28 protein-coding genes and 2 other annotated features are annotated in these 24340 nt (G+C 50.9%); of the genes, 27 read left to right on the forward strand and 1 reads right to left on the reverse strand.

What is annotated here, in order from left to right:
• Window positions 1-261: 261 nt before the first annotated feature.
• The 9 genes from ACI7RC_RS20355 (at window position 262) to pssA (ending at window position 10250) form a co-directional block, all read left to right on the forward strand.
• Window positions 262-1374, forward strand: a complete 1113-nt coding sequence (locus tag ACI7RC_RS20355; RefSeq protein ID WP_408110035.1) for an MGDG synthase family glycosyltransferase — start codon at window positions 262-264, stop codon at window positions 1372-1374.
• Between the two features lie 3 nt (window positions 1375-1377).
• Complete coding sequence (locus ACI7RC_RS20360) at window positions 1378-2049, forward strand: HAD hydrolase-like protein (RefSeq protein WP_408110036.1); 672 nt, start codon at window positions 1378-1380, stop codon at window positions 2047-2049.
• 222 nt (window positions 2050-2271) lie between these two features.
• Entirely contained in the window at window positions 2272-2736 is a 465-nt protein-coding gene (locus ACI7RC_RS20365) for a CtsR family transcriptional regulator (protein ID WP_408110037.1), read from the forward strand.
• A 9-nt stretch (window positions 2737-2745) separates the two neighbouring features.
• Window positions 2746-3285, forward strand: coding sequence for a protein-arginine kinase activator protein McsA (gene mcsA / locus ACI7RC_RS20370; RefSeq protein ID WP_408110038.1), 540 nt, complete (start codon window positions 2746-2748; stop codon window positions 3283-3285).
• A gap of 21 nt (window positions 3286-3306) precedes the next feature.
• Complete coding sequence (mcsB, locus tag ACI7RC_RS20375) at window positions 3307-4377, forward strand: protein-arginine kinase McsB (protein WP_408110039.1); 1071 nt, start codon at window positions 3307-3309, stop codon at window positions 4375-4377.
• Between the two features lie 25 nt (window positions 4378-4402).
• Entirely contained in the window at window positions 4403-6862 is a 2460-nt protein-coding gene (locus tag ACI7RC_RS20380; RefSeq protein ID WP_408110040.1) for an ATP-dependent Clp protease ATP-binding subunit, read from the forward strand.
• A gap of 118 nt (window positions 6863-6980) precedes the next feature.
• Window positions 6981-8348: a DNA repair protein RadA gene (gene radA / locus ACI7RC_RS20385; RefSeq protein WP_408110041.1), complete on the forward strand. Its 1368-nt coding sequence runs from the start codon at window positions 6981-6983 to the stop codon at window positions 8346-8348.
• Between the two features lie 3 nt (window positions 8349-8351).
• Window positions 8352-9428 carry a DNA integrity scanning diadenylate cyclase DisA gene (gene disA / locus ACI7RC_RS20390; RefSeq protein ID WP_408110042.1) on the forward strand — a complete coding sequence of 359 codons (1077 nt, stop codon included), beginning with the start codon at window positions 8352-8354 and terminating at the stop codon, window positions 9426-9428.
• 93 nt (window positions 9429-9521) lie between these two features.
• Window positions 9522-10250, forward strand: coding sequence for a CDP-diacylglycerol--serine O-phosphatidyltransferase (pssA, locus tag ACI7RC_RS20395; protein ID WP_408110043.1), 729 nt, complete (start codon window positions 9522-9524; stop codon window positions 10248-10250).
• A 103-nt stretch (window positions 10251-10353) separates the two neighbouring features.
• Here pssA and ACI7RC_RS20400 read toward each other — a convergent pair whose 3' ends face one another.
• The gene (locus tag ACI7RC_RS20400; RefSeq protein ID WP_408110044.1) at window positions 10354-10749 is read right to left on the reverse strand and encodes a DUF1573 domain-containing protein; all 396 of its coding nucleotides are present in this window, start codon (window positions 10747-10749) and stop codon (window positions 10354-10356) included.
• 292 nt (window positions 10750-11041) lie between these two features.
• On the opposite strand from ACI7RC_RS20400, the gene ACI7RC_RS20405 reads away from it, so the two are divergent.
• The 18 genes from ACI7RC_RS20405 (at window position 11042) to ACI7RC_RS20490 (ending at window position 24187) form a co-directional block, all read left to right on the forward strand.
• Window positions 11042-12124: a PIN/TRAM domain-containing protein gene (locus tag ACI7RC_RS20405; RefSeq protein ID WP_408110045.1), complete on the forward strand. Its 1083-nt coding sequence runs from the start codon at window positions 11042-11044 to the stop codon at window positions 12122-12124.
• Between the two features lie 53 nt (window positions 12125-12177).
• Complete coding sequence (gene ispD, locus ACI7RC_RS20410) at window positions 12178-12867, forward strand: 2-C-methyl-D-erythritol 4-phosphate cytidylyltransferase (RefSeq protein ID WP_408110046.1); 690 nt, start codon at window positions 12178-12180, stop codon at window positions 12865-12867.
• 6 nt (window positions 12868-12873) lie between these two features.
• A complete protein-coding gene (gene ispF / locus ACI7RC_RS20415; protein ID WP_408110047.1) occupies window positions 12874-13347 on the forward strand; it encodes a 2-C-methyl-D-erythritol 2,4-cyclodiphosphate synthase in 474 nt (157 codons plus the stop codon).
• A 48-nt stretch (window positions 13348-13395) separates the two neighbouring features.
• Complete coding sequence (gene gltX, locus ACI7RC_RS20420; protein WP_408110048.1) at window positions 13396-14862, forward strand: glutamate--tRNA ligase; 1467 nt, start codon at window positions 13396-13398, stop codon at window positions 14860-14862.
• A gap of 15 nt (window positions 14863-14877) precedes the next feature.
• Window positions 14878-15142: a binding site (T-box leader), on the forward strand.
• Window positions 15143-15211: 69 nt separating this feature from the next.
• On the forward strand, window positions 15212-15877 hold the full coding sequence (gene cysE, locus ACI7RC_RS20425) for a serine O-acetyltransferase (RefSeq protein ID WP_408110049.1): 666 nt from the start codon (window positions 15212-15214) through the stop codon (window positions 15875-15877).
• Window positions 15858-17264: a cysteine--tRNA ligase gene (gene cysS / locus ACI7RC_RS20430; protein WP_408110050.1), complete on the forward strand. Its 1407-nt coding sequence runs from the start codon at window positions 15858-15860 to the stop codon at window positions 17262-17264. Before cysE ends, cysS begins: the two co-directional genes overlap by 20 nt.
• Before the next feature lie 13 nt (window positions 17265-17277).
• On the forward strand, window positions 17278-17691 hold the full coding sequence (locus tag ACI7RC_RS20435; RefSeq protein WP_408110051.1) for a Mini-ribonuclease 3: 414 nt from the start codon (window positions 17278-17280) through the stop codon (window positions 17689-17691).
• Entirely contained in the window at window positions 17684-18439 is a 756-nt protein-coding gene (rlmB, locus tag ACI7RC_RS20440) for a 23S rRNA (guanosine(2251)-2'-O)-methyltransferase RlmB (RefSeq protein ID WP_408110052.1), read from the forward strand. The genes ACI7RC_RS20435 and rlmB overlap by 8 nt, the downstream gene beginning before the upstream one ends.
• Window position 18440: 1 nt before the next feature.
• Window positions 18441-18965 carry an NYN domain-containing protein gene (locus ACI7RC_RS20445; protein ID WP_408110053.1) on the forward strand — a complete coding sequence of 175 codons (525 nt, stop codon included), beginning with the start codon at window positions 18441-18443 and terminating at the stop codon, window positions 18963-18965.
• 77 nt (window positions 18966-19042) lie between these two features.
• Window positions 19043-19693: an RNA polymerase sporulation sigma factor SigH gene (gene sigH, locus ACI7RC_RS20450; RefSeq protein ID WP_026074628.1), complete on the forward strand. Its 651-nt coding sequence runs from the start codon at window positions 19043-19045 to the stop codon at window positions 19691-19693.
• A 283-nt stretch (window positions 19694-19976) separates the two neighbouring features.
• Complete coding sequence (gene rpmG, locus ACI7RC_RS20455) at window positions 19977-20126, forward strand: 50S ribosomal protein L33 (protein WP_408110054.1); 150 nt, start codon at window positions 19977-19979, stop codon at window positions 20124-20126.
• A 33-nt stretch (window positions 20127-20159) separates the two neighbouring features.
• On the forward strand, window positions 20160-20375 hold the full coding sequence (secE, locus tag ACI7RC_RS20460; protein ID WP_408110055.1) for a preprotein translocase subunit SecE: 216 nt from the start codon (window positions 20160-20162) through the stop codon (window positions 20373-20375).
• 46 nt (window positions 20376-20421) lie between these two features.
• Window positions 20422-20958, forward strand: coding sequence for a transcription termination/antitermination protein NusG (gene nusG, locus ACI7RC_RS20465; protein ID WP_408110099.1), 537 nt, complete (start codon window positions 20422-20424; stop codon window positions 20956-20958).
• Between the two features lie 177 nt (window positions 20959-21135).
• On the forward strand, window positions 21136-21561 hold the full coding sequence (rplK, locus tag ACI7RC_RS20470) for a 50S ribosomal protein L11 (protein WP_019123553.1): 426 nt from the start codon (window positions 21136-21138) through the stop codon (window positions 21559-21561).
• 104 nt (window positions 21562-21665) lie between these two features.
• The gene (rplA, locus tag ACI7RC_RS20475) at window positions 21666-22349 is read left to right on the forward strand and encodes a 50S ribosomal protein L1 (RefSeq protein ID WP_408110056.1); all 684 of its coding nucleotides are present in this window, start codon (window positions 21666-21668) and stop codon (window positions 22347-22349) included.
• A gap of 48 nt (window positions 22350-22397) precedes the next feature.
• Window positions 22398-22549, forward strand: a sequence feature (ribosomal protein L10 leader region).
• 32 nt (window positions 22550-22581) lie between these two features.
• The gene (gene rplJ / locus ACI7RC_RS20480; protein WP_408110057.1) at window positions 22582-23097 is read left to right on the forward strand and encodes a 50S ribosomal protein L10; all 516 of its coding nucleotides are present in this window, start codon (window positions 22582-22584) and stop codon (window positions 23095-23097) included.
• A gap of 29 nt (window positions 23098-23126) precedes the next feature.
• Window positions 23127-23492 carry a 50S ribosomal protein L7/L12 gene (rplL, locus tag ACI7RC_RS20485; protein WP_408110058.1) on the forward strand — a complete coding sequence of 122 codons (366 nt, stop codon included), beginning with the start codon at window positions 23127-23129 and terminating at the stop codon, window positions 23490-23492.
• Between the two features lie 98 nt (window positions 23493-23590).
• Entirely contained in the window at window positions 23591-24187 is a 597-nt protein-coding gene (locus tag ACI7RC_RS20490; protein WP_408110059.1) for a class I SAM-dependent methyltransferase, read from the forward strand.
• Window positions 24188-24340 lie beyond the last annotated feature (153 nt).

Raw genomic sequence — 24340 nt, forward strand, 5'->3', positions numbered from 1 at the left:
CATTTCCCTTTGCTTGATTGCGTATCCGGTTTTGAAGGAATAATCATCCGAAAACGAAAAAGCAGGAGAGTTATCCAGAAGGTCTGTTTAAGACTTAAGGATCGCTCTCCTTTTTTACATGATGACCAATGCCCGAAATCGGGCAGTTTTTATGAGTAGTGTAAAATAATCAGGATGATACTTGCGGCTTTTTGTAACGTAGACTAACATGAAGGGGGGAGTGAAAATGGATTTTCATGAAAAAGTAGTGAGGAGACAGAAATGAAGAAGGTCTTGATTTTTTCCGCCTCGATTGGCAACGGCCACAACCAAGCTGCCAGGGCAATGCAGGAAAGCTTGGCGGAAATAGGATGCGCAACAATGATTATCGACACACTGGAATACATCAGTCCTACTTTTCACAAGATCCTCTTGGAGAGCTATACGAATTTGTTAAAAATATCCCCTAAAATGTGGGGAAGGATATACCACAACACAGAGAAGACCCGCTTTTTTGACATGAATGTCATTATGAACAAGTTGTTGGCTAATAATCTAAAAAAACTGATCAACAGTGCCAATCCGGACGCGTTCATAGCAACCCATCCGTTCGCCAGCTGCATGTTGTCGGTGCTCAAGGGCCGCAATGAATGGACAATGCCCATCTACACGATTATTACAGATTACACGATCCACCCCTCGTGGATTAACCATCATATTAATTACTACTTTATTGCCCATGAACAGCTTTACTACCTCGTCGATGTTTATCGTCACGACTACCAGAAGTTTAAGCCGATGGGGATTCCGATCATGAAAAAATTTAGCCTCCCTATAAACAAAAAGGACTTGATGGAGAAGTTCTCCCTGTTTCCTGACCAAAAAACCATCATTCTCTCGGGGGGCGGCCTGGGCCTTGGGCCAATGGACAAAGTTTTGCGCGGCTTGGATCAGATTGAGCAGCCGCTAAAAGTATTCGTGCTGACAGGGCTCAATCAAAAGCTGTATCGCAAGGTGATGAACAGCAGCTTCAGACACGATGTCGTTCCGCTGGGTTACGTCGACAACTTTCACGAGTACCTCGAGGTAACGGATTTGATCATTACCAAATCGGGAGGGTTAACCACTGCGGAGGTCCTCAGCAAACAGGTTCCGATGATCATCTACAACCCCCTGCCCGGACAGGAAGAGCGAAACAGCCATTTTCTGCTGAACAACGGGTGTGCTGTTCACGCCAATATGATTGAACAACTGATATACTTTATCGAAGAGTTGCTGCAAAATCCGACCAAGATTGATTATATGAAGCGGATGGCTCTGACCGTGGCAAAACCGGATGCTGCAAAGCAGATCGCACGATTTATCGCTAGGGATATGGAACTGAAAGGAAGATAGTCGATGACCATAAGGCACGCCATTTTTTTTGATATGGATGGAACATTACTGCAGACGGAGAAGCTGGCTGTTCCGGCTTTTAGGCGAACATTCGACGAACTTCGCGAGCGGAATCTCTGGTCGGATGAAACGCCTGAAGAAAGTCAATTGACCAATGTTTTGGGGATGACACTTGAGCAGTTGTGGGATACACTGCTGCCCGGGGCGAGTGATGAAGTAAAGACTCTCGCTGACGAATTAATGCTGCATTACGAAGTTGAGCTGCTGAGAGCCGGTGCTACAGAACTGTACCCTGGAGTCACAGAGCTTTTGCAGGCGTTTTATGACCAGGAGATAGCCCTGTTTGTCACGAGCAATGGACTGGAACATTACGTAGAGTCGATCTGTGAGCATTTTCAAATAAAGCACCTGTTTACCGATCTCTACTCGGCTGGCAGGTTCAAGACCGCGTCTAAAAAGGACCTTGTAGCTAAACTGCTGCAGGACTATTCAATCCAGGAAGCCGTGATGGTAGGGGACCGCCGTTCTGACGTTGAGGCAGGAAAGGCCAACCGCCTGTTTACGATCGGCTGTGATTTTGGATTCGCCAAACACGGGGAATTAGACGGAGCAGACGTTATCGTTCGCGAATTTGGTCAAATCGGTAACCATATCCCATTTTTTCACCGCGTGTAGACCAAAGGACCATTCCATTAATATGGGATGGTTTTGTTGTTTCAAAAGCCGATAATTCGTAAACAATAGAGGGGAGATAAGGTATTGTCAGGTGAAAAAAAACGTATTATAATTAAAGTCAAATATAGTCAAAGTCAATATGGTGTAAACACTTTCTATATGGCAAACAAGAAAGGTCGGGTTGACCGAAGATTGAAATAAGTTGAATGAGGAGGCAGCACCTTGCGTAACATTTCGGACGTGATTGAACAACATCTCAAGCGGATACTGCAGGAAAGTCCAACGGGGTCGATTGAGATCCAGCGTAGCGAGCTTGCCGATTTGTTTCAATGCGTGCCTTCACAGATCAATTATGTCATCAATACGCGTTTTACGATTGAAAAGGGATATATTGTAGAAAGTAAACGAGGTGGAGGCGGATTCATTCGCATACGCAAAGGGCAAATCGTCAATAGGGCAAAACTGCAGGAGCTGCTGACGGAGGAACTGATCGGAAACAGCATCTCGCAGTCGGTAGGGTACTCCATTATAGACCGGCTGTTGGAAGAAGGGATCATCAACTCTCGGGAAGCGCTGCTGATGAAGACGGCTACATCCCGTTCCGTGCTTGGCGTGGAGCTGGAGCTTCGCGATCAATTGCGGGCCAATATTTTGAAGCACATGATTGCAGTCATCTTGATAAGGTAGGTGAAAGGAATGAATTGCGAAGAGTGTGGCAAGCGTCCGGCAACCTTGCATCTGACAAAGATTATCAACGGTGAAAAAACGGAATACCATATTTGTGAACATTGTGCCAAGGAAAAAGGTGACGTCATCTCCGGTTTTAACAACTTCAGCATTCACAACCTGCTGTCCGGATTGCTTAACTTCGATCCGATGGGAAAAGGAAACGGACAGAGTTCGTCTTCCGCCCAGACGACGGCACAGGCAAAACAGCTTCGCTGCGAAACCTGCGGTCTTACTTACGCCCAGTTCAGCAAAAGCGGGCGCTTCGGCTGCAGTGACTGCTATCAGTATTTCGGCGAGCGGCTCGACCCGCTGTTCAGAAGAATACACGGGAATACCAATCACATAGGCAAAGTTCCGGAGCGGACGGGCGGCCAGATCAAGCTTCGCAAAGAACTGGAACAGCTCAAGACAGCATTGCAAAAGCACGTCTCCACTGAGGAGTTTGAAAAGGCTGCGGAAATTCGCGACCGAATTCGCGCTTTGGAGCAAAGAATCGCTCAGTCGTGACGAAAGGAGGTGAGGCAGCCCATGTCCTTGCAGCAGTTTATTGAGCATCCTTGGAGCAATTGGATGAAAGGCGTCGGCCCTGACTCTGACATCGTGATCAGTACCCGCCTGCGCATTGCGCGAAACTTGCAGCATCACCCCTTCCCTTTGCTCGCTACTGACACCCAGGCGGAAGAGGTGGTCCGCAAAGTATCGGAGGTGTGCCGGACTGATGCGATGAAGAAGATCACCCCGCTGGAAATGATCAGGATGGATCAACTGAATGCCTTGGAAAAACGGGTACTGGTGGAGAAACACCTGATCAGCCCCAACCTGGCCGAGGAGTCTCGCAAAGGCGCAGTCCTCTTGAGCAGCGACCAGTCTGTCAGCATCATGGTCAACGAAGAAGACCATATTCGGATCCAGGTGTTTTTGCCCGGCTTCCAGTTGACAGAAGCCTGGGAGGCGGGAAGCCGCATCGACGATATCTTCGAAAAGCACGTCAATTACGCGTTTGACGAGAAACGCGGGTACTTAACCAGCTGCCCTACCAACGTAGGAACAGGGATTCGGGCTTCCATCATGCTTCACCTGCCGGCATTGGTGATGACGCAACAAATCAGCCGGATCCTGCAGGCGATTAACCAGGTTGGTTTGGTCGTCCGCGGGCTCTACGGAGAAGGCAGTGAAGCATTGGGGAACCTGTTCCAGTTGTCCAATCAGGTAACGTTGGGCATGTCGGAAAATGACATCCTGTCAAACCTGTACAGCGTGGCGAAACAGATCATTGAACAGGAGCGGGCAGCCCGCCGTTATCTCCAGGAAAACTCCCGTACTGCCCTGGAAGACAGGATCTGCCGTTCGTACGGCATCCTGCTTTACGCCCGTACAGTGGAATCAAAAGAAGCTGCCCAACGGCTTTCCGACGTTCGCTTGGGCATTGATCTGGGTATCATCAAAAACGTATCAGCGTTCGCATTGAATGAGCTGCTGGTTATGACGCAGCCGGGTTTCCTGCAGCAGCATGCAGGTCAGAAGCTGACGCCGGAACAGCGCGATGAGCGCAGAGCTCGGCTGATCAGGGAACGATTATCTGTCGATCAACGATCTTAAAAAAGATTTTGGAGGTGCAACAGATATGATGTTTGGTCGTTTTACAGAACGTGCACAAAAGGTATTGGCACTTGCTCTGGAGGAGGCAGTTCGCTTAGGCCATAAGGATATCGGGACAGAACACGTGCTGCTCGGCCTGATCCGCGAAGGCGACGGGATTGCCGCCAAAGCGCTTCAGTCGCTTGGACTCGGACTGGATAAGATCCAAAATGAGGTAGAATCCTTGATCGGCCGCGGTTCTGAGCAGCCTGCAGCCGGCACCGCCAACTATACGCCAAACTACACCCCCAGAGCGAAAAAAGTCATCGAGCTGTCCATGGATGAGGCCCGCAAGCTGGGACATACCTACGTCGGAACGGAACATATCTTGCTGGGGCTGATCCGGGAGGGCGAAGGGATCGCTGCCCGCATCATGAACAACCTCGGCGTCAGTCTAAACAAAGCTCGCCAACAAGTACTGCAGCTTCTGGGCAGCTCGGAGATGATGTCTTCCCATCAGACCTCCGGCAGCAGTCCAGCGGCAAACACGCCGACGCTCGACAGCCTGGCCCGCGATCTGACTGCTATTGCCCGTGAAGGAGGCTTGGATCCGGTCATCGGCCGTCAGAAAGAAATTGAGCGCGTCATCCAAGTGCTCAGCCGCCGCACCAAGAACAACCCGGTGCTGATCGGGGAACCGGGTGTCGGGAAAACAGCGATCGCAGAAGGATTGGCGCAAAAAATCGTCAACAACGAGATTCCCGAAACGCTTCGCGACAAACGCGTCATGACGCTGGATATGGGAACCGTCGTGGCAGGAACCAAGTACCGCGGCGAATTTGAAGATCGGTTGAAGAAAATCATGGACGAAATTCGTCAGGCAGGGAACATCATCCTGTTTATCGACGAGCTTCATACGTTGATTGGTGCCGGTGGCGCCGAGGGAGCGATCGACGCTTCCAATATCCTCAAGCCGGCGCTGGCCAGGGGCGAACTGCAGTGCGTCGGGGCGACAACACTCGACGAATACCGCAAGTATATCGAGAAGGACGCCGCGTTGGAGCGCCGTTTCCAACCGATTCAAGTCGACCAGCCGACGGTTGAGGATGCCATCAAAATCCTGCACGGCCTGCGGGATCGCTATGAAGCCCATCACCGCGTAAAAATCACCGACGAGGCGATCGAACAAGCGGTCCGCCTGTCTGATCGATACATCACCGATCGCTTCCTGCCCGACAAAGCGATCGACCTGATCGACGAAGCCGCCTCCAAGGTACGCCTGCAGTCGTTTACCGTTCCGCCTAACCTCAAGGAGCTGGAGGCCCACCTAGAGGAGGTTCGCAAAGAGAAAGATGCCGCTGTGCAGTCCCAGGAGTTCGAAGAAGCGGCTTCGCTGCGGGACAAGGAACAAAAACTGCGGGATGAGCTGGAGACGACCAAAAAGGACTGGAAAGAACGGCAGGGCAAGCTGAACATGGAAGTGACGCCGGAAGACATCGCCCATGTTGTAGCGAACTGGACCGGCATCCCGGTAGTAAAACTGAAAGAAGAAGAGACCGAGCGCCTGTTGAAGATGGAAGAAATTCTTCACGATCGCGTCATCGGCCAAGAAGAAGCGGTCAAATCGATCTCCAGAGCGATCCGCCGCGCCCGTGCCGGGCTAAAGGATCCGAAGCGGCCGATCGGCTCGTTTATCTTCCTCGGACCGACCGGGGTAGGAAAAACGGAGCTGGCCAGAGCTGTGGCAGAAGCCCTGTTCGGAGACGAGGACGCGATGATTCGGGTCGACATGTCCGAGTACATGGAAAAACACTCGACCTCCCGTTTGGTAGGAGCACCTCCAGGGTACGTCGGATACGACGAGGGAGGCCAATTGACGGAAAAGGTTCGCCGCAAACCCTACTCTGTCATCCTGCTTGACGAGATTGAGAAAGCCCACCCGGATGTATTTAACATCTTGCTGCAGGTCTTGGATGACGGGCGGCTGACCGATTCCAAGGGGCGCACGGTAGATTTTCGCAACACCGTGGTCATTATGACCTCTAACGTCGGGGCCAATATGATTAAGAAGAATACTTCACTTGGATTTACCACAGGAGAAGCGGAGAAGAAGTACCAGGACATGAAGGATAAAGTCATGGATGAGCTGAAACGCACCTTCCGTCCGGAATTTCTCAACCGTATCGACGAAGTGATCGTATTCCACTCCTTGGAGCAAGAGCACATCGAGCAAATCGTATCCTTGATGACCGAAGAGCTTCGCAAGCGCCTAAAGGAGCAGGATATTCACTTCAAATTGACGGATGAAGCGAAAAAAGTGCTGGCGAAAGAAGGCTTTGATCCGGCATATGGAGCCCGTCCGCTCCGCAGGGCGATTCAGCGCAACATTGAAGATCGCCTGTCGGAGGAGCTGCTGAAAGGAACGATTAAAAAAGGAGATACAGTCAGTATCGACGCGGAAGACGGCAAACTGGCCGTAAACCGCCTGGAACCCAGTACAATTTGATTGTTCTCATCCCCGGATGGCCGGGGATTTTTCTTTTTGTGTCCCTTGCCAGAGAAGGAGAACGGAAAAAATAGACGAATCTTAGGTAGAATGAAATCGTAATAACAGGAGTATACCTATGTCAAAGTATAAATCGAAATACGCATGTCAAGAATGTGGCTATGAAAGCCCCAAGTGGTTGGGAAAATGTCCGGGTTGTCAGCAGTGGAATACCCTGGTCGAGGAGATCGCCGTAAAAACCTCCGCCGGAAACCGCAGCAAAAGCGTGTTTTCCAAGCAAATGGCCCAGCCTCTCGCTGAGGTAGTCGGAGCGGAAGAGCCGCGGTTCGATACGACGATCGGTGAATTGAACCGCGTGCTCGGAGGAGGCCTGGTCCCCGGTTCACTGGTGCTGGTCGGAGGCGATCCCGGGATCGGCAAATCGACCCTGCTGCTCCAAACGTCATGTACGCTTGCGGCTCAAGGCCAAAAGGTGCTGTATATCTCCGGCGAGGAATCAGCCAAGCAGATCAAGCTGCGGGCCGACCGCCTAAGCGTAAAGAGCGATCAATTGTACGTCGTTGCCGAAACAGACCTCGAACAGATAGAAGAACAGATCAACGCGGTGGACCCTTCCGTGATGGTCGTCGATTCGATTCAAACCGTGTTTCATCCCGCTGTCACCTCGGCGGCGGGCAGTGTGGCCCAGGTGCGCGAGACCACAGCCCATCTGATGAGAATTGCCAAAGGGAAGGGGATTGCAACCTTTATCGTCGGCCACGTGACGAAGGAAGGGGCCATCGCCGGACCGCGAATGCTTGAACACATGGTAGATGCGGTACTCTACTTTGAAGGTGAGCGGCACAATACGTACCGGATTCTGCGGGCTGTCAAGAATCGGTTTGGCTCCACCAATGAAATGGGTATTTTTGAAATGAAAGATCGGGGATTGGAAGAGGTGACCAACCCCTCAGAAATTTTCTTGGCAGAGCGCCCTGTCGGCGTATCCGGTTCTACTGTCGTTGCCAGTATGGAAGGGACCCGGCCCGTATTGGTCGAGCTGCAAGCGCTGGTTTCGCCCACCAGTTTTGTCACGGCCCGGCGGATGGCTACCGGCGTCGATCACCAGCGGGTCTCCATGCTGATGGCCGTGCTGGAAAAACGGGTGGGACTGATGCTGCAAAATCAGGACGCCTATGTCAATGTCGCCGGCGGTGTCAGGCTTGACGAGCCTGCCGTCGACCTGGCCATTGTCGTAAGTCTCGCCAGCAGCTTTCGCGACGTTCCCGCCAGGCCGTTTGATGTTGTCATCGGCGAGGTGGGGCTGACTGGTGAAGTGAGAGCAGTCTCCCGGATCGATCAACGAATTCGCGAGGCACAAAAGCTGGGTTTTAAACGGGTGATCGTCCCGGAGAAAAACATGCGCGGCATTGAACCGCTGCAGGATATCGAAGTTGTCGGCATACGTAACGTGGAAGAGGCGCTGCACGAGGTGTTAAGGGGGTAAATCATGCAGGATACATCTAAGAAAGAGCTCCAAGTTAGCAATGTTTTGCGACTTGTTGCCCCCGGTTCGCCGCTCCGGGAAGGTTTGGAAAACGTCCTTCGGGCAAAAACTGGTGCTTTGATCGTCATTGGTTTCGGCCAAGAAATGAAAAATATGATTGACGGCGGTTTTTCCATTAATTGTGAGTTTACACCAGCCCATTTATACGAATTAGCAAAGATGGATGGGGCGATTATACTAAGTGAAGACGTTCGGCGGATTTTGTACGCCAACACCCAGCTGCTCCCCAGTCAACAGATCCCGTCGATGGAGACGGGAACGAGGCACCGCACGGCTGAACGAGTAGCGAAACAGACCAATCATCTGGTCATCGCCATTTCGCAGCGGCGCAATATTATCACGCTGTACCGCGGCAATTTTCGCTACGCCTTAAAGGATATCGGCGTCATACTGACAAAAGCGAACCAAGCCGTTCAGACGTTAGAGAAGTACAAATCGGTCTTGGATCAATCCCTGACGAATCTGGGGGCGCTCGAATTTGAGGAATTGGTGACTTTGTCCGAGGTCGTTGCCGTGATGCAGCGCATCGAAATGGTGCTCAGGGTAAAGGAAGAAATCATCAAGTACATCAACGAGCTCGGCGTAGAAGGACGATTGATCAGCATGCAGCTTGTCGAATTGGTGGCCAACATCGAGGAGGAGGCCTATCTGCTGATCCGGGATTACAGCCGGGACTTACAGGTTGACGGGTATCGGGTACTTGCCGAAATGAAAAAAATGCCGTCGGAGGAACTTCGCGATTCGACATCCCTGATCCAACTTCTTGGTTATTCAGCGAACACAAATCCGCTGGAGGAGCTGGTCTCCCCGCGCGGTTATCGGATCTTAAGCAAAATCCCGCGCTTGCCTTCCGGTATCGTGGTAAACCTAGTGGACCATTTTCACAATCTGCCACGTATTATGATGGCAACAATCGAGGAACTGGACGAAGCAGACGGCGTGGGAGAGGTTCGCGCGCGAGCCATTAAAGATGGACTAAAGCGGATCCAGGAGCAGGTGTTCATTGACAGGCACATTTAGAGTACAATAGTATAGAATATTATCCACTGTCAGCAATGAAACACCCTCGCGTTAGCTGTTCAAGTTTTAACCACTTATTCAGGAGGTAGTCCAATGTTCGTGAAGGCTTTTCCGAGCATGTTGACTGTTGGGAATTTATTTCTGGGAGTTATTGCAATCATATTTGCATTTCAGGGAGACCACTATGTCGATTATGCGGCAATTACCGTTATTATAGGGATGCTTCTAGACGGGTTGGACGGGCGTGTAGCGAGAATGCTGAATGCGCAAAGCGAATTCGGCAAAGAATTGGATTCGCTGTCCGATGTCATAACCTTTGGCGTCGCGCCTGCTTTTATCATGTACGTCGTCTCCCTGCAGGATATGAACTGGCTGGGTATACTGGTAACAGCTTCTTTTCCAATTTGCGGAGCGCTGCGCCTTGCCCGTTTTAATGTACAGGCAGGAGTACCCGGGTACTTTATCGGTTTGCCAATTACCGCAGCAGGCGGCGTATTGGCGACACTAGCCTTGTACCACAAGTGGTTCTCGCCAGTGGTCCTGCTGCTCGGCATGCTGCTGTTGGCGTTTTTGATGGTTTCCAACATCAAGTATCCTAACTTCAAAAAAGTGGGTATCCCGAAAGCGGCTTATTGGATTACGCCACTGATCGTCATTGTTGTCGTCGGCGTCGCGATCAGGTACCCGAGTGAATTCCCGAAAATCGTATTTTTGCCGCTTGCGCTGTACGCTCTTTACGGGATAAAAAAAAACGTTGACCTTTCCTTGAAAAAAACGCGGAAGAAAGAGGTATCCGAAGAGGAACCGTTGCCGTTTGACTAAAAAAAGCCCCTGTTGAAATGATTCAACCGGGGCTTTTTGCAACTTTCGGGGCGACTTGCACGTAATACTTAGGGACGGGAGGAATTGGTTCTGCTGATCATCCTCAGGAGAGATTAAATACGCCCAGGGTATTCAGCCGCTCTCCTTCGCTTTTTAATACGTCGGCAAATTTGATCTCCGCGATGTTGCATAGCGCCGTCAGGTAAAACAGATTTTTTCCCAGTTCTTCCGTCAAAACATCCCGGCAGTGCTCACATAAGTGGCCGGAAAAATGGGTATCCAAGTGCTCGCGGTTTTCCTCCAGGCTCTTGCTCGTATCGTAAGGTTGCTTTTTCGCCGTTATTTGAACGCAGCCACATTCGGTTATCGCTTTGGTCAGCGCTCGATTGATACGAGCTGTGGACTCTTGGGTTTTGGAAAGTACGTCCAGTACGCTGCGGTGTCGGATGAGCAACTGAGAAACTTGTTCTTGAAATTCGCCAAGAATGTTTTCGCCCAACATGTATCACCTCTGAATTAAGATAGGGCCGTCGTCAGAATTTTTGATCTCCTTTTACTGCTCATTATAATGATCTTCGCTGTAGGCTGTCAAATGAGGAAAAAGAGATTGCAGAGCGGTTTATATTGACTGTGATTCTGAGTCTGTGGTAAAATTTTTAGCCTATTTGACACCAGAAAAATTTTTCTGATATAGTGAGGGATAAGATTAATGAAAACTAATCTGACACTTTCTTACATGACAGGGTTTTTCTTGAGTTCTTCTGTCTATATTAATAAAAGGAGGTGAACCCATGTTAAAGCGTGCTGTAAAAATACTATTTCTTGTTGTTGGTGGTTTGTTGGGGTACCAATTCGGTCCGGGACTCTTCCATCTGTTGAATTCACTGCTCAAAATCGGGATGCCGCCGGCCGGGGTGACACCTTATATCGGGATCGTAATCGGGCTAGTCGTCTTCTACTTTTTGAGCAATTGGTTGGTTGAGTACGTCGTCAACACCGTGCGTTGGGGAGAGGAAATGCTCGTTAAGCTTCCGATTACAGATGTCATGTTCGGAGCGATGGGATTGATCATTGGACTTATTGTAGCCTTTTTATTATTCCTGCCCATCAATAGCATTCCTATCCCGTTCCTGCCCTTGATTGTTTCCGGACTGCTCGGCTACCTGGGATTTCAGGTAGGCTTCCGCAAAAAGGAAGAGATTATGTCCGTGTTTTCGATCGGTAGAAAAGAAAAGGCGAAAAAAGATACGAGCGTCGCTGCCAACGTCGAACATAAAATTCTCGATACCAGCGTGATTATTGACGGAAGGATCGCTGACATCTGCCGCACAGGATTTATTGAAGGAGCCTTGGTCATTCCGGGATTCGTTCTGGAAGAGCTGCAGCATATCGCCGATTCGTCGGACGTGCTGAAGCGGAATCGCGGCCGGCGCGGTCTGGACATCTTGAACAAAATTCAAAAAGAGTTAAAAGTCAAAGTTCAGATTTATGAAGGGGATTTTGAGGAAATTAGCGAAGTAGATAGTAAGCTGATTAAGCTCGCGAAGGTATTAAACGGAAAAGTAGTCACCAACGACTTCAACCTCAATAAAGTATGTGAGCTGCAAGGCGTCCCCGTACTCAACATCAATGATCTGGCGAATGCCGTGAAGCCGGTCGTGCTGCCTGGTGAGGAATTGCACGTGCAGGTCATTAAAGACGGGAAGGAATACGGACAAGGCGTAGCGTACCTGGATGACGGCACGATGATTGTCGTAGAAGGCGGAAGGGAGTACATCGGATCGGAAGTCGATGTGCTGGTGACGAGCGTGCTGCAGACTTCGGCGGGCAGGATGATATTTGCCAAACCGAAGCTGCTGGAAAAGGCGCTGTAAGCGTATTGCGACGTTTCCGATACCTTTAAAGATGAGATGTGGAGAGGATTTGCGTGGATACGGGCGTGGTTATCGTAGCGGCTGGTACCGGGAAACGCATGGGTGCGGGCCGCAACAAATTGTGGCTGCCGCTGGGAGGCAAGTCAATCTTGGCTCATACCGTAGAGCGGTTTGCAACCCACCCGGAAATTGGAGAAATCGTACTCGTCGTACACGAGTCGGATATGTCGGAAGTAAAAGCCTGGTTGAAGCACGAATCTTATCAGGTAAAATTGGCCATCGGCGGCGCAGAGCGTCAGGACAGCGTCAGGTCCGGTCTGGCTTTGCTCTCTGAAAAGATATCATATGTTTTGGTACACGATGCTGCGAGGCCTTTCGTTACACAGGAACAGATCAGTGCAACCATTTCCAAGGTGCGGACAGAGGATGCAGTGATTATGGCGGTCCCGGTCAAGGATACGATCAAGATTGTAAACCCTACGGGAATCGTTGAGGCAACGCCGGCACGTGAGAGCTTGTGGGCGGTTCAAACCCCACAAGCTTTTCGTGTTTCCCTGCTGTTAAAAGCCCACATCGAAGCGTACCAGGCGGGGAAGCAGGGAACGGATGACGCGATGCTGGTAGAGTGGCTGGGCTACAAGGTATCTGTCATTCCTGGAAGTTATGAAAATATCAAGATAACCACTCCGGATGACCTCTGGTTTGGTGAAGAGATACTGCGGAGAAGAAGGGAGCGGGAGTAGAAAGTGATGAGAATTGGACAAGGATTCGACGTACATCAGCTGGTTGAAGGCCGTCCGTGCATTATCGGCGGGGTGACCATTCCTTATGAAAAAGGGCTGCTTGGCCATTCGGATGCAGATGTGCTGCTGCATGCCATCTCCGATGCGCTGCTCGGAGCGATCGGCGAGGGAGATATCGGGCGCCATTTTCCTGATACGGATCCTGCCTTTAAAGACGCTGATAGCCGGGAGCTGCTGCTTCAGGTCTGGCAGCGGGTCAAGCAGCAGGGCTACGTCCTCGGCAATTTAGACGCGACGATTATCGCCCAGGCGCCAAAAATGGCCCCGTATATTCCGAGCATCCAAAAGTGCGTGGCCGAAGCCCTGGAAGCGGAGACATCGCAGGTCAACATTAAGGCGACGACGACCGAGCAGCTGGGTTTTACCGGCCGGGGAGAGGGAATTGCTGCCCAGGCTGTTTGTTTGCTTGTCAAGGCGTGAACGTGGTAGTATGATTTTTATTGTCAGATGAAATAAGGATGGTGCATCATGTCAAACGAGATCCGGTTACGTTATGCTCCCAGCCCTACAGGACATCTCCATATAGGCGGGGCCCGTACTGCTCTGTTTAACTATTTGCTCGCACGCCGCCTCGGCGGAAAGTTTATCGTGCGGATTGAAGATACAGACCAAACCCGTAATGTAGAGAATGCAGCGGAAAAGCAGATGGAGAATTTGAAATGGCTCGGCGTTGAGTGGGATGAAGGCGTCGACATCGGCGGCCCGTACGCTCCGTACCGTCAGATGGACCGTTTGGACATCTACCGCAGGTACATTGACCAACTGCTCGCAGAAGGCAAAGCCTACTACTGCTGGGCGACGAAGGAAGAGCTGGATGCCGAACGCGAAGAGCAGCTTGCCCGCGGGGAGACTCCGCGAATCGCAGAAAAGCATCGCCATGTCACTCCCGAGCAAAAAGCCGTGTATGAACAAGAAGGACGCGTGCCTTCCGTTCACTTTCTCGTTCCGGATGACCGGGAGTACGTCGTCAACGATTTGATTCGCGGCGAAGTACGCTTTGAATCAAACGGCATGGGCGACTTCGTCATCTGTCGTCCCGACGGCATCCCTACCTATAACTTTGCCGTCGTCATCGATGACTATCTGATGAAGATCAGTCACGTCATCCGCGGGGAGGAACACCTGTCCAACACTCCGCGGCAACTGATGATTTACGAAGCCTTCGGATGGGAACCGCCGCAGTTTGCCCACCTGGCCCTGATTTTAAATCAGGATGGCAAAAAAATGAGCAAACGCGACGAGAGCATCATTCAATTTATCGAACAGTACCGCGACCTGGGATTCTTGGCGGAAGCGATCGTCAATTTCCTGGTCCTGTTGGGCTGGTCTCCGGGCGGAGATGCCGGGGAAGAAGAGATCTTCTCCAAGGAAGATTTGATCAAGCTCTTTTCCCTGGAACGCGTCAGCAAGTCTCCGGCTGTCTTCGATGCAGCCAAGATGAATTGGATGAACAACCACTATCTCAAGGAACAGCCTTTGGATTTCATTGTGGAGCTGTGCTTGCCGCATTTGCAGAAGGCCGGTTTTATTGAGAATGACCCTAGTCGGGAAGAATACGAAAGAGTGCGGGAGATTGTCGCTTTGTATCAGGAGCAGATGTCGTATTGTGCGCAAATTGTTCCGTTGGCAGCTCTTTTCTTTCTCGATGAGGTCGTTTATGATGAGGAGGCAAAGGGTATTTTGCGCGAGCCGCAGGTACCGGAAGTCCTTGCTGCCTTTAAACGGCACCTTGAGGAAGCCCCCGAATACAATGTGGAAAGCATCAAGGCATCCTTGAAGAATGTACAGAAAGAGACCGGGCATAAAGGCAAAGCGCTGTTCATGCCGGTGCGGGTGGCTGTCACCGGTCAGGAGCACGGCCGCGATCTTGACAAAACCTTGTATTTGATCGGCCGGGAACAGGTGTTGAACCGTTTGGCGCGTGTCTTGTCATAGAAAACAGCAATAAGCGCAAAGGCGTTGATCGGGAGAAGTACAAATGGTGATCGTCCACAGAGAGGGCAGAACAGGTGGGAGCTGCCCGGCGCAACCGTTTGGAAATGCACCCGTGAGCCGTTCCTTGAACCCTGTTGGGCAACCCTCAGGCAGTAGGGGGAAAACGGTATCCTCCGTTAACGGGAAAAAAGCGAGGGCTTGCCGCGGCTTTTCCATGACTTAAGGTCGGAGAGCGGGCAGTCCTAAGCAGAGTGGAACCGCGGTACGAACCGTCTCTGAGCCGAGTTGATCCGGCTATGGGGCGGTTTTTGTTTTGCGATTTGTCATGAGCAGGCAGGAGGGATCACTGATGTGGAAGTATCTCAAAGACGATATTGAAGCGGTGTTTGAGCGGGATCCGGCCGCACGCAGCACGCTGGAAGTGGTTCTGACCTACTCTGGCTTGCACGCGCTGTGGGGATACCGCATTTCCCACAAATTATGGAATGCCAGATGGTATACAACGGCACGGATGGTTTCGCAATTTACCCGTTTTTTGACCGGGATTGAGATTCATCCGGGAGCACGGATTGGCAGACGCCTGTTCATTGACCACGGCGCCGGCGTGGTGATTGGAGAAACCTGTGAAATCGGAGATAATGTCACGATTTATCAGGGGGTAACGCTCGGCGGTACCGGAAAAGAAAAAGGTAAGCGGCACCCTACGGTAGGCAATAACGTAATCATCGCATCGGGAGCCAAGGTCCTCGGTTCGTTTACGATCGGAGACAATTCGAAAATCGGGGCTGGTTCCGTTGTCCTGCAGGAAGTTCCGCCTAATTCGACGGTGGTGGGGATTCCAGGCAAAATCGTCATACAGGATGGCAAGCGGGTAGCGAACGATTTGGACCATGCCAACCTGCCGGACCCGGTATCCGATTTGTGCAGACAGCTGCAGCGGCAAATCGACGAGCTGAAGCAAGAAGTGAAGGAGCTTAAGGAGGCTGCACGTAAAAATGAGCATTCAACTATATAATACGCTGACTCGAAAGAAAGAAGAGTTTGTTCCGCTCGAGCCGGGCAAAGTAAAAATGTACGTATGCGGACCTACTGTCTATAACTACATCCACATTGGCAATGCGCGTCCGTCCATCGTCTTCGATACCCTTCGCCGTTACTTGCAGTATCGAGGATATCAGGTGACGTATGTGCAAAATCTGACAGACGTGGACGATAAGCTGATTCGGGTGGCCAATGAAGAAGGCGTGACTGTTCCGGAAGTGGCTGACCGCTACGCCAATGCCTTTAATGAAGACCTGCAGTCGCTGAATATCCTGCCGCCGGATATTCAACCTCGCGTGATGCAGACAATCCCGGACATCATCCAATTTGTTGAGGGATTAGTGGAAAAAGGGTATGCCTACGAAAGTGCGGGCGATGTCTATTTTCGCACTGGCCGGTTTACGGAATACGGCAAGCTGTCCCACCAGCCGCTTGATGACTTGCAGGCAGGAGCTCGTATCGAAGTAAATGAAAAGAAGGAGAACCCGCTTGATTTCGCTCTGTGGAAAGCGGCAAAACCCGGGGAGATCGCCTGGGAGAGTCCGTGGGGCGAGGGGCGGCCGGGCTGGCATATTGAATGTTCGGCCATGGTTTTAAAATTCTTGGGCCCGTCGATCGACATCCACGCCGGCGGATCCGATCTGATTTTTCCGCATCACGAAAATGAGATTGCCCAGTCGGAGTGCCTGACCGATCAGGTGTTTGCCCATTACTGGCTGCACAACGCGATGCTCAACATCAATAATGAGAAGATGTCCAAATCACTCGGCAACTTCCTGCTGCTGCGCGATATCCTGGAGAAGTACAGCGGACAGCTCATCCGCTTTTTCATGCTAAGCGGGCACTACCGCAGTCCGATCAACTTCAGCGACGAAATGTTGGAGCAGGCCAAAGCTGGGCTGGAGAGGATTAAAACGGCGTACGCCAATCTGCAGCACCGGATGGCCACAGCCCGCCCCGAGGAAGCAGCGGCTGTCGCTGAAGAGCAGGCGGCTGTCATCGCCAGACTGCGCACCGCGTTCATTCGGGAAATGGACGATGATATCAATACGGCAAACGGGATTACTGTGCTGTACGAATTGGCCAAAGAGGCGAACTTGTACATGCGGAATACGAATGTAGGGGCTCGGCAGCTTCAGGCCTACACGGGGTTGTTTGAGGAGTTTGCCGGGGTGCTGGGGCTTGTGCTCGAAGAAACGGAAGAACTGCCGGGTGATCAGATAGAAGCGTTGATCGCCGAACGGACGGAAGCGCGGAAACAGCGCAATTTTCAGCGGGCCGACGAAATCCGCGACCTGTTGGCGAATCAAGGAATCATCCTGGAAGACACTCCGCAAGGGATTCGCTGGCGGCGCAAATGAGGAGGCAGCATACGTGCAAAAAGAACGGCTAACCCGCGACCCCAAGCAGACGAACCCGCTGGTGCTGGCGTTTTTGGGGGATGCCACCTACTCCCACTGCGTTCGCTATCACTTGATTGCCCGCGGACTGGTAAAACCGCATGAGCTGCACACGGAGGCGAAGCGATACGTGTCGGCAAGAGCGCAGGCACACGTGCTTTTGACGCTCATGCCGAGCTTGACGGAAGCCGAACAGGCGATCGTCAAGCGGGGGCGCAACGCCAAGTCGGGATCTGTTGCCAAAAACGCAGATATTATCGACTATCGGCATGCAACAGCTTTCGAAGCATTGATTGGTTATCTCTACTTGGACGCACAAGAAGAGCGATTGGCGGAGCTGGTTGAACAAGCATTTGCGATAGTGGAAGGGGACGGCGGACATGAATGAAGAGTGGATTGCCGGCAAAAATCCGGTGATAGAAGCGCTCCGCTCCGGGCGGACGATTAATAAAATATGGATAGCGGAAGGTGTAAACAAAAATTTGATGGGACCGGTCTTTTCCCTTGCCAAGGAACAGGGGGTTGTGGTCACCACAGCGAATCGCAAAAAGCTTGACCAGCTGGCCGGTACGGACAACCACCAGGGAGTCATCGCTTCCGTTGCCGCTTACGAGTACGTCGAAGTTGACGATATATTGGCCCGTGCTGCCAAGAGGCAGGAGGCTCCCTTCCTGTTGATCCTGGACGAATTGGAGGACCCCCACAACCTCGGCTCTATTTTGCGGACGGCAGATGCCGCCGGAGTACACGGAGTCATCATCCCCAAGCGCCGGTCTGTGGGCCTGACGGCGACCGTTGCCAAAGCGTCCGCCGGGGCGATCGAATACATTCCGGTCGCACGCGTGACGAACATCGTCAGGACGATGGAAGAACTCAAAGAACAAGGGGTTTGGATCGCCGGTACTGACGCCCGGGGGGATCAGGATTTTCGCCAAGGTGATTATGCGATACCGCTCGCACTCGTCATCGGCAGTGAAGGAAAGGGGATGAGCCGCCTGGTTCGCGAGCACTGCGATTTCCTCTATCGCCTGCCGATGGCAGGACAGGTGACTTCGCTCAATGCTTCTGTCGCGGCGGCGTTGTTGATGTACGAGGTATACCGCGCAAGGAGTCCGCTTCGTGCCCGGGTGAAGTAACATGGCAAGAAAAAAAAGCAAACAGCTGCTCCTCGTGGACGGCTACAACATCATCGGAGCCTGGCCCGATTTGCGCGTGCTGAAAGATCAGGAACGCATGGACGAAGCGCGCGACCTGCTTATCTCCAAACTGGCCGAGTACCAGAGTTTCTCCGGGGTCAAGGTGATCGTCGTCTTTGATGCGTACAAGGTCCCTGGGATTGGCCGCAAGCAGAAACAGTACCAGATCGAGATTTACTTTACCAAAGAAAAAGAGACGGCCGATGAAAAAATCGAGAAGCTGGTCTATGAACATTACGAAAAAAATCGACAAATTTATGTAGCTACTTCCGATTACACTTCGCAGCGGGTCATTTTTGGCCAGGGTGCCCTGCGGAAATCAGCCAGGGAACTGCTGCTGGATATAGAAAGTACAGGTAAAGAAATCGAGGAAAAGGTAAAAGAATCACGGGATAATACGTTTCGATCAGGGATTCCCCTGAGTGAAGAAATGGCAAAAATATTCGAAAAATGGCGAAGGGAATAATGTTACCTTAGTTGACGCTTTTTTATGGAATCATGTATAATGACGGTATCGAATGGACAGATGTCGGAGGGATGATGGTGAGTGTTGACCTCAAGGAATTAAAACATACCCAGTTTGACCTGATGTCCGATGAAGAATTGGTGGACCTCGTACGTGACAACGATGCCGATGCTTTAGAATATTTGATTAACAAGTATAGAAATTTTGTGCGCGCCAAAGCTCGTTCGTACTTTTTGATCGGTGCTGATCGGGAAGATATTGTCCAAGAAGGTATGATCGGGCTCTACAAATCCATTCGCGACTTCCGTGGGGACAAGCTTACCTCTTTCAAAGCCTTTGCCGAACTGTGCATCACCCGTCAGATCATTACAGCGATTAAGACGGCGACCCGCCAGAAACACATCCCGCTAAACTCTTACGTATCTTTGGACAAGCCCATATACGATGAAGATTCTGATCGTACCTTGCTGGACGTTATCTGCGGTACCAAGGTAACCGATCCGGAAGAATTGTTTATCAACCGAGAAGAGTTTGATGATATAGAAGGCAAAATCAGCGAAATTCTCAGCGACCTCGAGCGGCAAGTGCTGATGCTCTACCTCGATGGGAGATCCTATCAACAGATCGCTGTAGATTTAAAGCGTCATGTAAAATCGATCGACAATGCGCTACAGCGCGTCAAAAGGAAACTGGAGCGTTATCTGGAAGGAAGGGAGATCAATCTGTGAACGGTCTCCCTTTTCTTTTTACAGGATATAGCGCCGTCTTCGAAAGGGCTTCAATGGCAGTGTTTCATGTATTTTCATCTGATGGAACAATTGTCCGCCCTCTTGTCAAGGTGTTTTGTTGACACGGACTATATCGTGTGATAAATTTGTTTAGGTAGCCATGGAGATATTCTATGGTTACTTCTTTAAGTTGACTTCAGGAAAAAAAGTAGCGGTTTTTTCCGTGATGTTATGTAAAGTTTAGAATTTGGCACAGGTATGAGACGAGACGGAGGTGGCAATCATGCGAGTAAACGTGACGTTGGCTTGCACCGAATGCGGTGAGCGCAATTACATCTCAACGAAGAACAAGCGCACCAATCCGGAGCGCATTGAGCTGAAAAAATTCTGCTCCCGTGACAACAAACATACACTCCATCGCGAGACGAAGTAATGATGGAGACAACCGAGTCCGGGGGGTGGCGCTGTGGGTTTCCTAGCTAGAATAGGAGCTAGTTTCCGTCGTACAGGTACTTTTTTCGGTGATGTCGTATCCGAATTGAAAAAAGTCCGCTGGCCCAATCGCAAAGAGCTGGCAACCTATACAATTGTCGTGCTTGTAACGGTGGCTTTGCTGGCGATCTTTTTCTTCCTGATTGATCTGGGGCTTTCGGCCATCATTGATCTGATCATGGCTAAGTAATCATTCAAAACCTGGGAGGGACGGACGGATTAACGTCCTTGTGGATATGGAAAAAGCGTGGTATGTCGTTCATACTTACTCTGGGTATGAAAACAAGGTGAAAACAAATCTGGAAAAGCGCGTCGAATCGATGGGCATGGAGGACAAGATCTTCCGCGTGCTCGTTCCTACCGAGGAAGAGGTAGAGACGAAAGACGGCAAGAAGCGCACCGTTACAAAAAAGGTGTTCCCAGGTTACGTCCTTGTTGAAATGGTGATGACGGACGATTCGTGGTATGTCGTACGCAACACCCCTGGGGTTACTGGCTTTGTCGGGTCCACAGGAGCCGGCTCTAAGCCGACAGCCCTACTGCCTCAGGAAGCGGATGGAATTCTTCGCCACATGGGGATTGAAGCGCCGAAGATCAAAGTGGATTTCGCTCTCCGTGACATGGTTCAGGTCAATGACGGTCCGTTTTCCGGCCGTTCGGGAGAAATCATTGAAATTCAGCCTGACAAGCAAAAAGTCCGGGTGCTACTGGACATTTTTGGCCGTGAAACCCCAGTCGAACTGGATTTCACGCAAATTCATAAAATGGATTAGGAATCATCTTGAAAAGTACGGATTCATATGGTACATTTCTTGTTGTTTCTGGAATCTGCTAACTATGCGGTTCCCGACTCTCACTATAACTGAAAGCCCTTTACATAAGGCTTTCCATAGAAGAGTGGGAGGGGGTTTTCCCCCGCATTACCACATTCGATGAAGGAGGTGTCTTACGTGGCTAAGAAAGTTATCCGCGTAATTAAATTGCAAATCCCAGCAGGTAAAGCGAATCCTGCACCTCCAGTAGGTCCGGCTCTCGGTCAAGCTGGTGTGAATATCATGGGCTTCTGCAAAGAGTTCAACGCTCGTACAGAAAGCGAAGCAGGAATGATCATTCCGGTAGAGATTACCGTTTATGAAGATCGTTCTTTCACTTTCATCACCAAAACTCCTCCGGCAGCGGTTCTGTTGAAAAAGGCTGCTGGTATTGAGTCCGGTTCCGGCGTTCCGAACAAGACGAAAGTCGCTACGCTGAAGCGCGACAAAGTCCGCGAAATCGCCGAACTGAAACGCCCTGACCTGAATGCGGCTTCTGTTGAAGCGGCAATGCGCATGGTTGAAGGGACTGCCCGTTCCATGGGCATCGTGATCGAGGACTAATCTCGTCTTTGATCATGTTTGGCAAAGGGGGTACAAGCTTTGTGCCCCTGCTGCCTTGTGGGAGGACTAAACCGCTACGACCACAATGAAGGGAGAAAACAAATATGCCGAAACACGGTAAAAAGTATCAAGAGGCTGTAAAGCTTGTTGATAAAAACAAAGTGTATGAAGTGAACGAAGCCATTGAGCTCGTGAAGAAAGCGGCATCTGCCAAATTCGACGAGACAGTGGAAGCGGCATATCGCTTGGGCGTTGACCCGAAGCGCGCCGATCAACAAATTCGCGGTGCGGTTGTTCTGCCGCACGGTACTGGTAAAGTTCAGCGCGTACTCGTATTCGCCAAAGGCGAAAAAGCAAAAGAAGCGGAAGCTGCTGGTGCTGATTTCGTCGGCGACGCTGACATGATCGCCAAAATTCAAGGCGGCTGGTTTGATTTCGACGTCGTTGTCGCAACTCCTGACATGATGGGTGAAGTCGGTAAACTGGGTCGCGTGCTCGGTCCAAAAGGCCTGATGCCGAATCCGAAAACCGGTACGGTTACTTTTGACGTAACGAAAGCTGTGAACGAAATCAAAGCTGGTAAGATCGAATACCGCGTTGATAAAGCAGGGAACATCCACGCGCCGATCGGCAAGGTATCTTTTGATGCCAATAAGCTGGAGGAAAACCTTGCTGCCCTGACGGAAGCGCTGAACCGCGCGAAGCCGGCTGCGGCAAAAGGCGTGTACATGCGCAACGTCACTATCAGCTCGACGATGGGACCTGGCGTGCGTGTAAGCGTAAAATAATAACTGTTGACTTCCGATCTGGAAGTTGCTAATATATTTCCTGTTGATGAAATGAATATCGTCATGCCGTAGACAGAAGGTGCGAAGCTCCTGTGAGATTCGCTTAATATCCCTCCGAGGCGTGTAATGAATAAAAAGGTTTTATGCCTTTGCATACATTATGCCCTCGTGTGTCTGCGAGGGCATTTTTCATTGTTCATTGGCAGGTATATGATGCACGGGAGGTGTAATAATGGCAGAAATTCGTCCAACCGTTATTCGAGAAGAGAAAGTGCAAATCATCGACGAGATCGCAGGCAAACTGCGCGATAGCCAAACCACTGTCATCGCTGACTACCGCGGCCTGACAGTTGCTCAAGTTACTGAACTCCGCAAACAACTGCGTGAGGCAGGCATTGACTTCAAAGTGTACAAAAACACGATGGCTCGCCTGGCAACAGCAAAAGAAGGTTTGACTGAGCTGGACCAATATCTATTGGGACCAAACGCGATTGCTTTTTCGAAGGATGACGTTGTCGCCCCTGCGAAAATTTTGGTTGACTTCGCAAAGAAAAACGAAGCTCTCGAAATCAAAGGCGGCGTAATCGAAGGGAAAGTCGTCGGTGAGGATCAGATCAAAGCGCTGGCATCTCTGCCGTCCCGCGAAGGTCTGTTGTCCATGCTGCTTAGCGTGCTGCAAGCGCCGATGCGCAATGTTGCCCTTGCTGTCAAAGCAGTTGCCGAACAAAAAGAAGGCCAAGGCGCCTAATCCGTATCGAAGAATAGGAGGAAATAAATATGAGCAAAGAGCAAATCTTAGAAGCGATCAAAGGTATGTCTGTTCTTGAACTGAACGACCTGGTAAAAGCAATTGAAGAAGAGTTTGGCGTAACTGCAGCTGCTCCTGTAGCTGTTGTTGCAGGCGGCGGTGCTGCTGAAGCAGCTGCTGAACAAACCGAGTTCACTGTAAACCTGGTGAGCGGCGGCGCTTCCAAAATCAACGTTATCAAAGTTGTTCGCGAGCTGACCGGCCTTGGCTTGAAAGAAGCAAAAGACCTGGTAGACAACGCTCCGAAAGCGATCAAAGAAGGCGTATCCAAAGACGAAGCAGAATCCATCAAAGCAAAATTGGAAGAAGCCGGTGCAACTGTAGAACTGAAGTAACAGCCGCTTCCTTCTATATCAGATTCCCCTTGCCTGCGGCAGGGGGTTTTCTGTTCTTGACTCACATCACCTCCCAACTGTGAAAGGTGTGGATAGACGTGACAGATCACTATTACAGCAACCAGCCCAGTACCCCGCACGACGAACAAGAGTTCACTTTCGATTTGAACGGACGCACGTTCCGGTTTGTCACGGATGCAGGTGTATTTTCCCGGGATCGGGTTGATTTTGGCAGTTTGCTCCTGATCGAGACGATGGACTTTTCCGCAGACGCCAGCGTTCTCGACGTTGGCTGCGGATATGGACCGATCGGCCTGGCGGCAGCGGTTCGTGCCAGCCAGGGGCGGGTGACGATGATCGATGTAAACGAACGGGCGGTCATGTTGGCCCGCCGTAATGCCGAGCGAAACGGCATTGCGAATGTAGAGGTGCTCGTAAGTGATCTGTACAGCGAGGTCCGGGGGCGCACGTTTGACGTCATCTTGACCAACCCGCCGATTCGCGCCGGAAAAGACGTCGTTCACCGCATTTTTACGGAGGGGCGCGAGCTTTTGGCAGATGGAGGCCAGATGTGGGTCGTCATCCAGAAAAAACAGGGCGCTCCGTCTGCTTGGAAGAAGCTGCAGGAGATATATGCTAGCGTCGAAGAAGTGGAAAAGAAAAAAGGATACTCCATTTTTCGTGCCCGAAAGTGACGGAGACTTTGATAAATGATCCTTGACGGTGTAGAATGCTTATGATACCATTAGAAAATGTCAATATGGGTTTACTGTCTAGTTCGAAGAATTCCCGTTTTGTCAACCACTAATTTCTCCTTTTTTGTAAAAAAGAGGAATACGTGTATAGAT

Source organism: Brevibacillus sp. B_LB10_24, assembly GCF_046036945.1.
Lineage (GTDB): Bacteria > Bacillota > Bacilli > Brevibacillales > Brevibacillaceae > Brevibacillus_C.

Excerpts from the sequence above, each read along its gene's own strand:
- ACI7RC_RS20355 (WP_408110035.1), top strand. The coding sequence starts at position 262 with ATGAAGAAGGTCTTGATTTTTTCCGCCTCGATTGGCAACGGCCACAAC.
- ACI7RC_RS20360 (WP_408110036.1), top strand. The coding sequence starts at position 1,378 with ATGACCATAAGGCACGCCATTTTTTTTGATATGGATGGAACATTACTG.
- mcsA (WP_408110038.1), top strand. The coding sequence starts at position 2,746 with ATGAATTGCGAAGAGTGTGGCAAGCGTCCGGCAACCTTGCATCTGACA.
- mcsB (WP_408110039.1), top strand. The coding sequence starts at position 3,307 with ATGTCCTTGCAGCAGTTTATTGAGCATCCTTGGAGCAATTGGATGAAA.
- ACI7RC_RS20380 (WP_408110040.1), top strand. The coding sequence starts at position 4,403 with ATGATGTTTGGTCGTTTTACAGAACGTGCACAAAAGGTATTGGCACTT.
- radA (WP_408110041.1), top strand. The coding sequence starts at position 6,981 with ATGTCAAAGTATAAATCGAAATACGCATGTCAAGAATGTGGCTATGAA.
- disA (WP_408110042.1), top strand. The coding sequence starts at position 8,352 with ATGCAGGATACATCTAAGAAAGAGCTCCAAGTTAGCAATGTTTTGCGA.
- pssA (WP_408110043.1), top strand. The coding sequence starts at position 9,522 with ATGTTCGTGAAGGCTTTTCCGAGCATGTTGACTGTTGGGAATTTATTT.
- ACI7RC_RS20405 (WP_408110045.1), top strand. The coding sequence starts at position 11,042 with ATGTTAAAGCGTGCTGTAAAAATACTATTTCTTGTTGTTGGTGGTTTG.
- ispF (WP_408110047.1), top strand. The coding sequence starts at position 12,874 with ATGAGAATTGGACAAGGATTCGACGTACATCAGCTGGTTGAAGGCCGT.
- gltX (WP_408110048.1), top strand. The coding sequence starts at position 13,396 with ATGTCAAACGAGATCCGGTTACGTTATGCTCCCAGCCCTACAGGACAT.
- cysE (WP_408110049.1), top strand. The coding sequence starts at position 15,212 with ATGTGGAAGTATCTCAAAGACGATATTGAAGCGGTGTTTGAGCGGGAT.
- cysS (WP_408110050.1), top strand. The coding sequence starts at position 15,858 with ATGAGCATTCAACTATATAATACGCTGACTCGAAAGAAAGAAGAGTTT.
- rlmB (WP_408110052.1), top strand. The coding sequence starts at position 17,684 with ATGAATGAAGAGTGGATTGCCGGCAAAAATCCGGTGATAGAAGCGCTC.
- ACI7RC_RS20445 (WP_408110053.1), top strand. The coding sequence starts at position 18,441 with ATGGCAAGAAAAAAAAGCAAACAGCTGCTCCTCGTGGACGGCTACAAC.
- rpmG (WP_408110054.1), top strand. The coding sequence starts at position 19,977 with ATGCGAGTAAACGTGACGTTGGCTTGCACCGAATGCGGTGAGCGCAAT.
- nusG (WP_408110099.1), top strand. The coding sequence starts at position 20,422 with ATGGAAAAAGCGTGGTATGTCGTTCATACTTACTCTGGGTATGAAAAC.
- rplA (WP_408110056.1), top strand. The coding sequence starts at position 21,666 with ATGCCGAAACACGGTAAAAAGTATCAAGAGGCTGTAAAGCTTGTTGAT.
- rplJ (WP_408110057.1), top strand. The coding sequence starts at position 22,582 with ATGGCAGAAATTCGTCCAACCGTTATTCGAGAAGAGAAAGTGCAAATC.
- rplL (WP_408110058.1), top strand. The coding sequence starts at position 23,127 with ATGAGCAAAGAGCAAATCTTAGAAGCGATCAAAGGTATGTCTGTTCTT.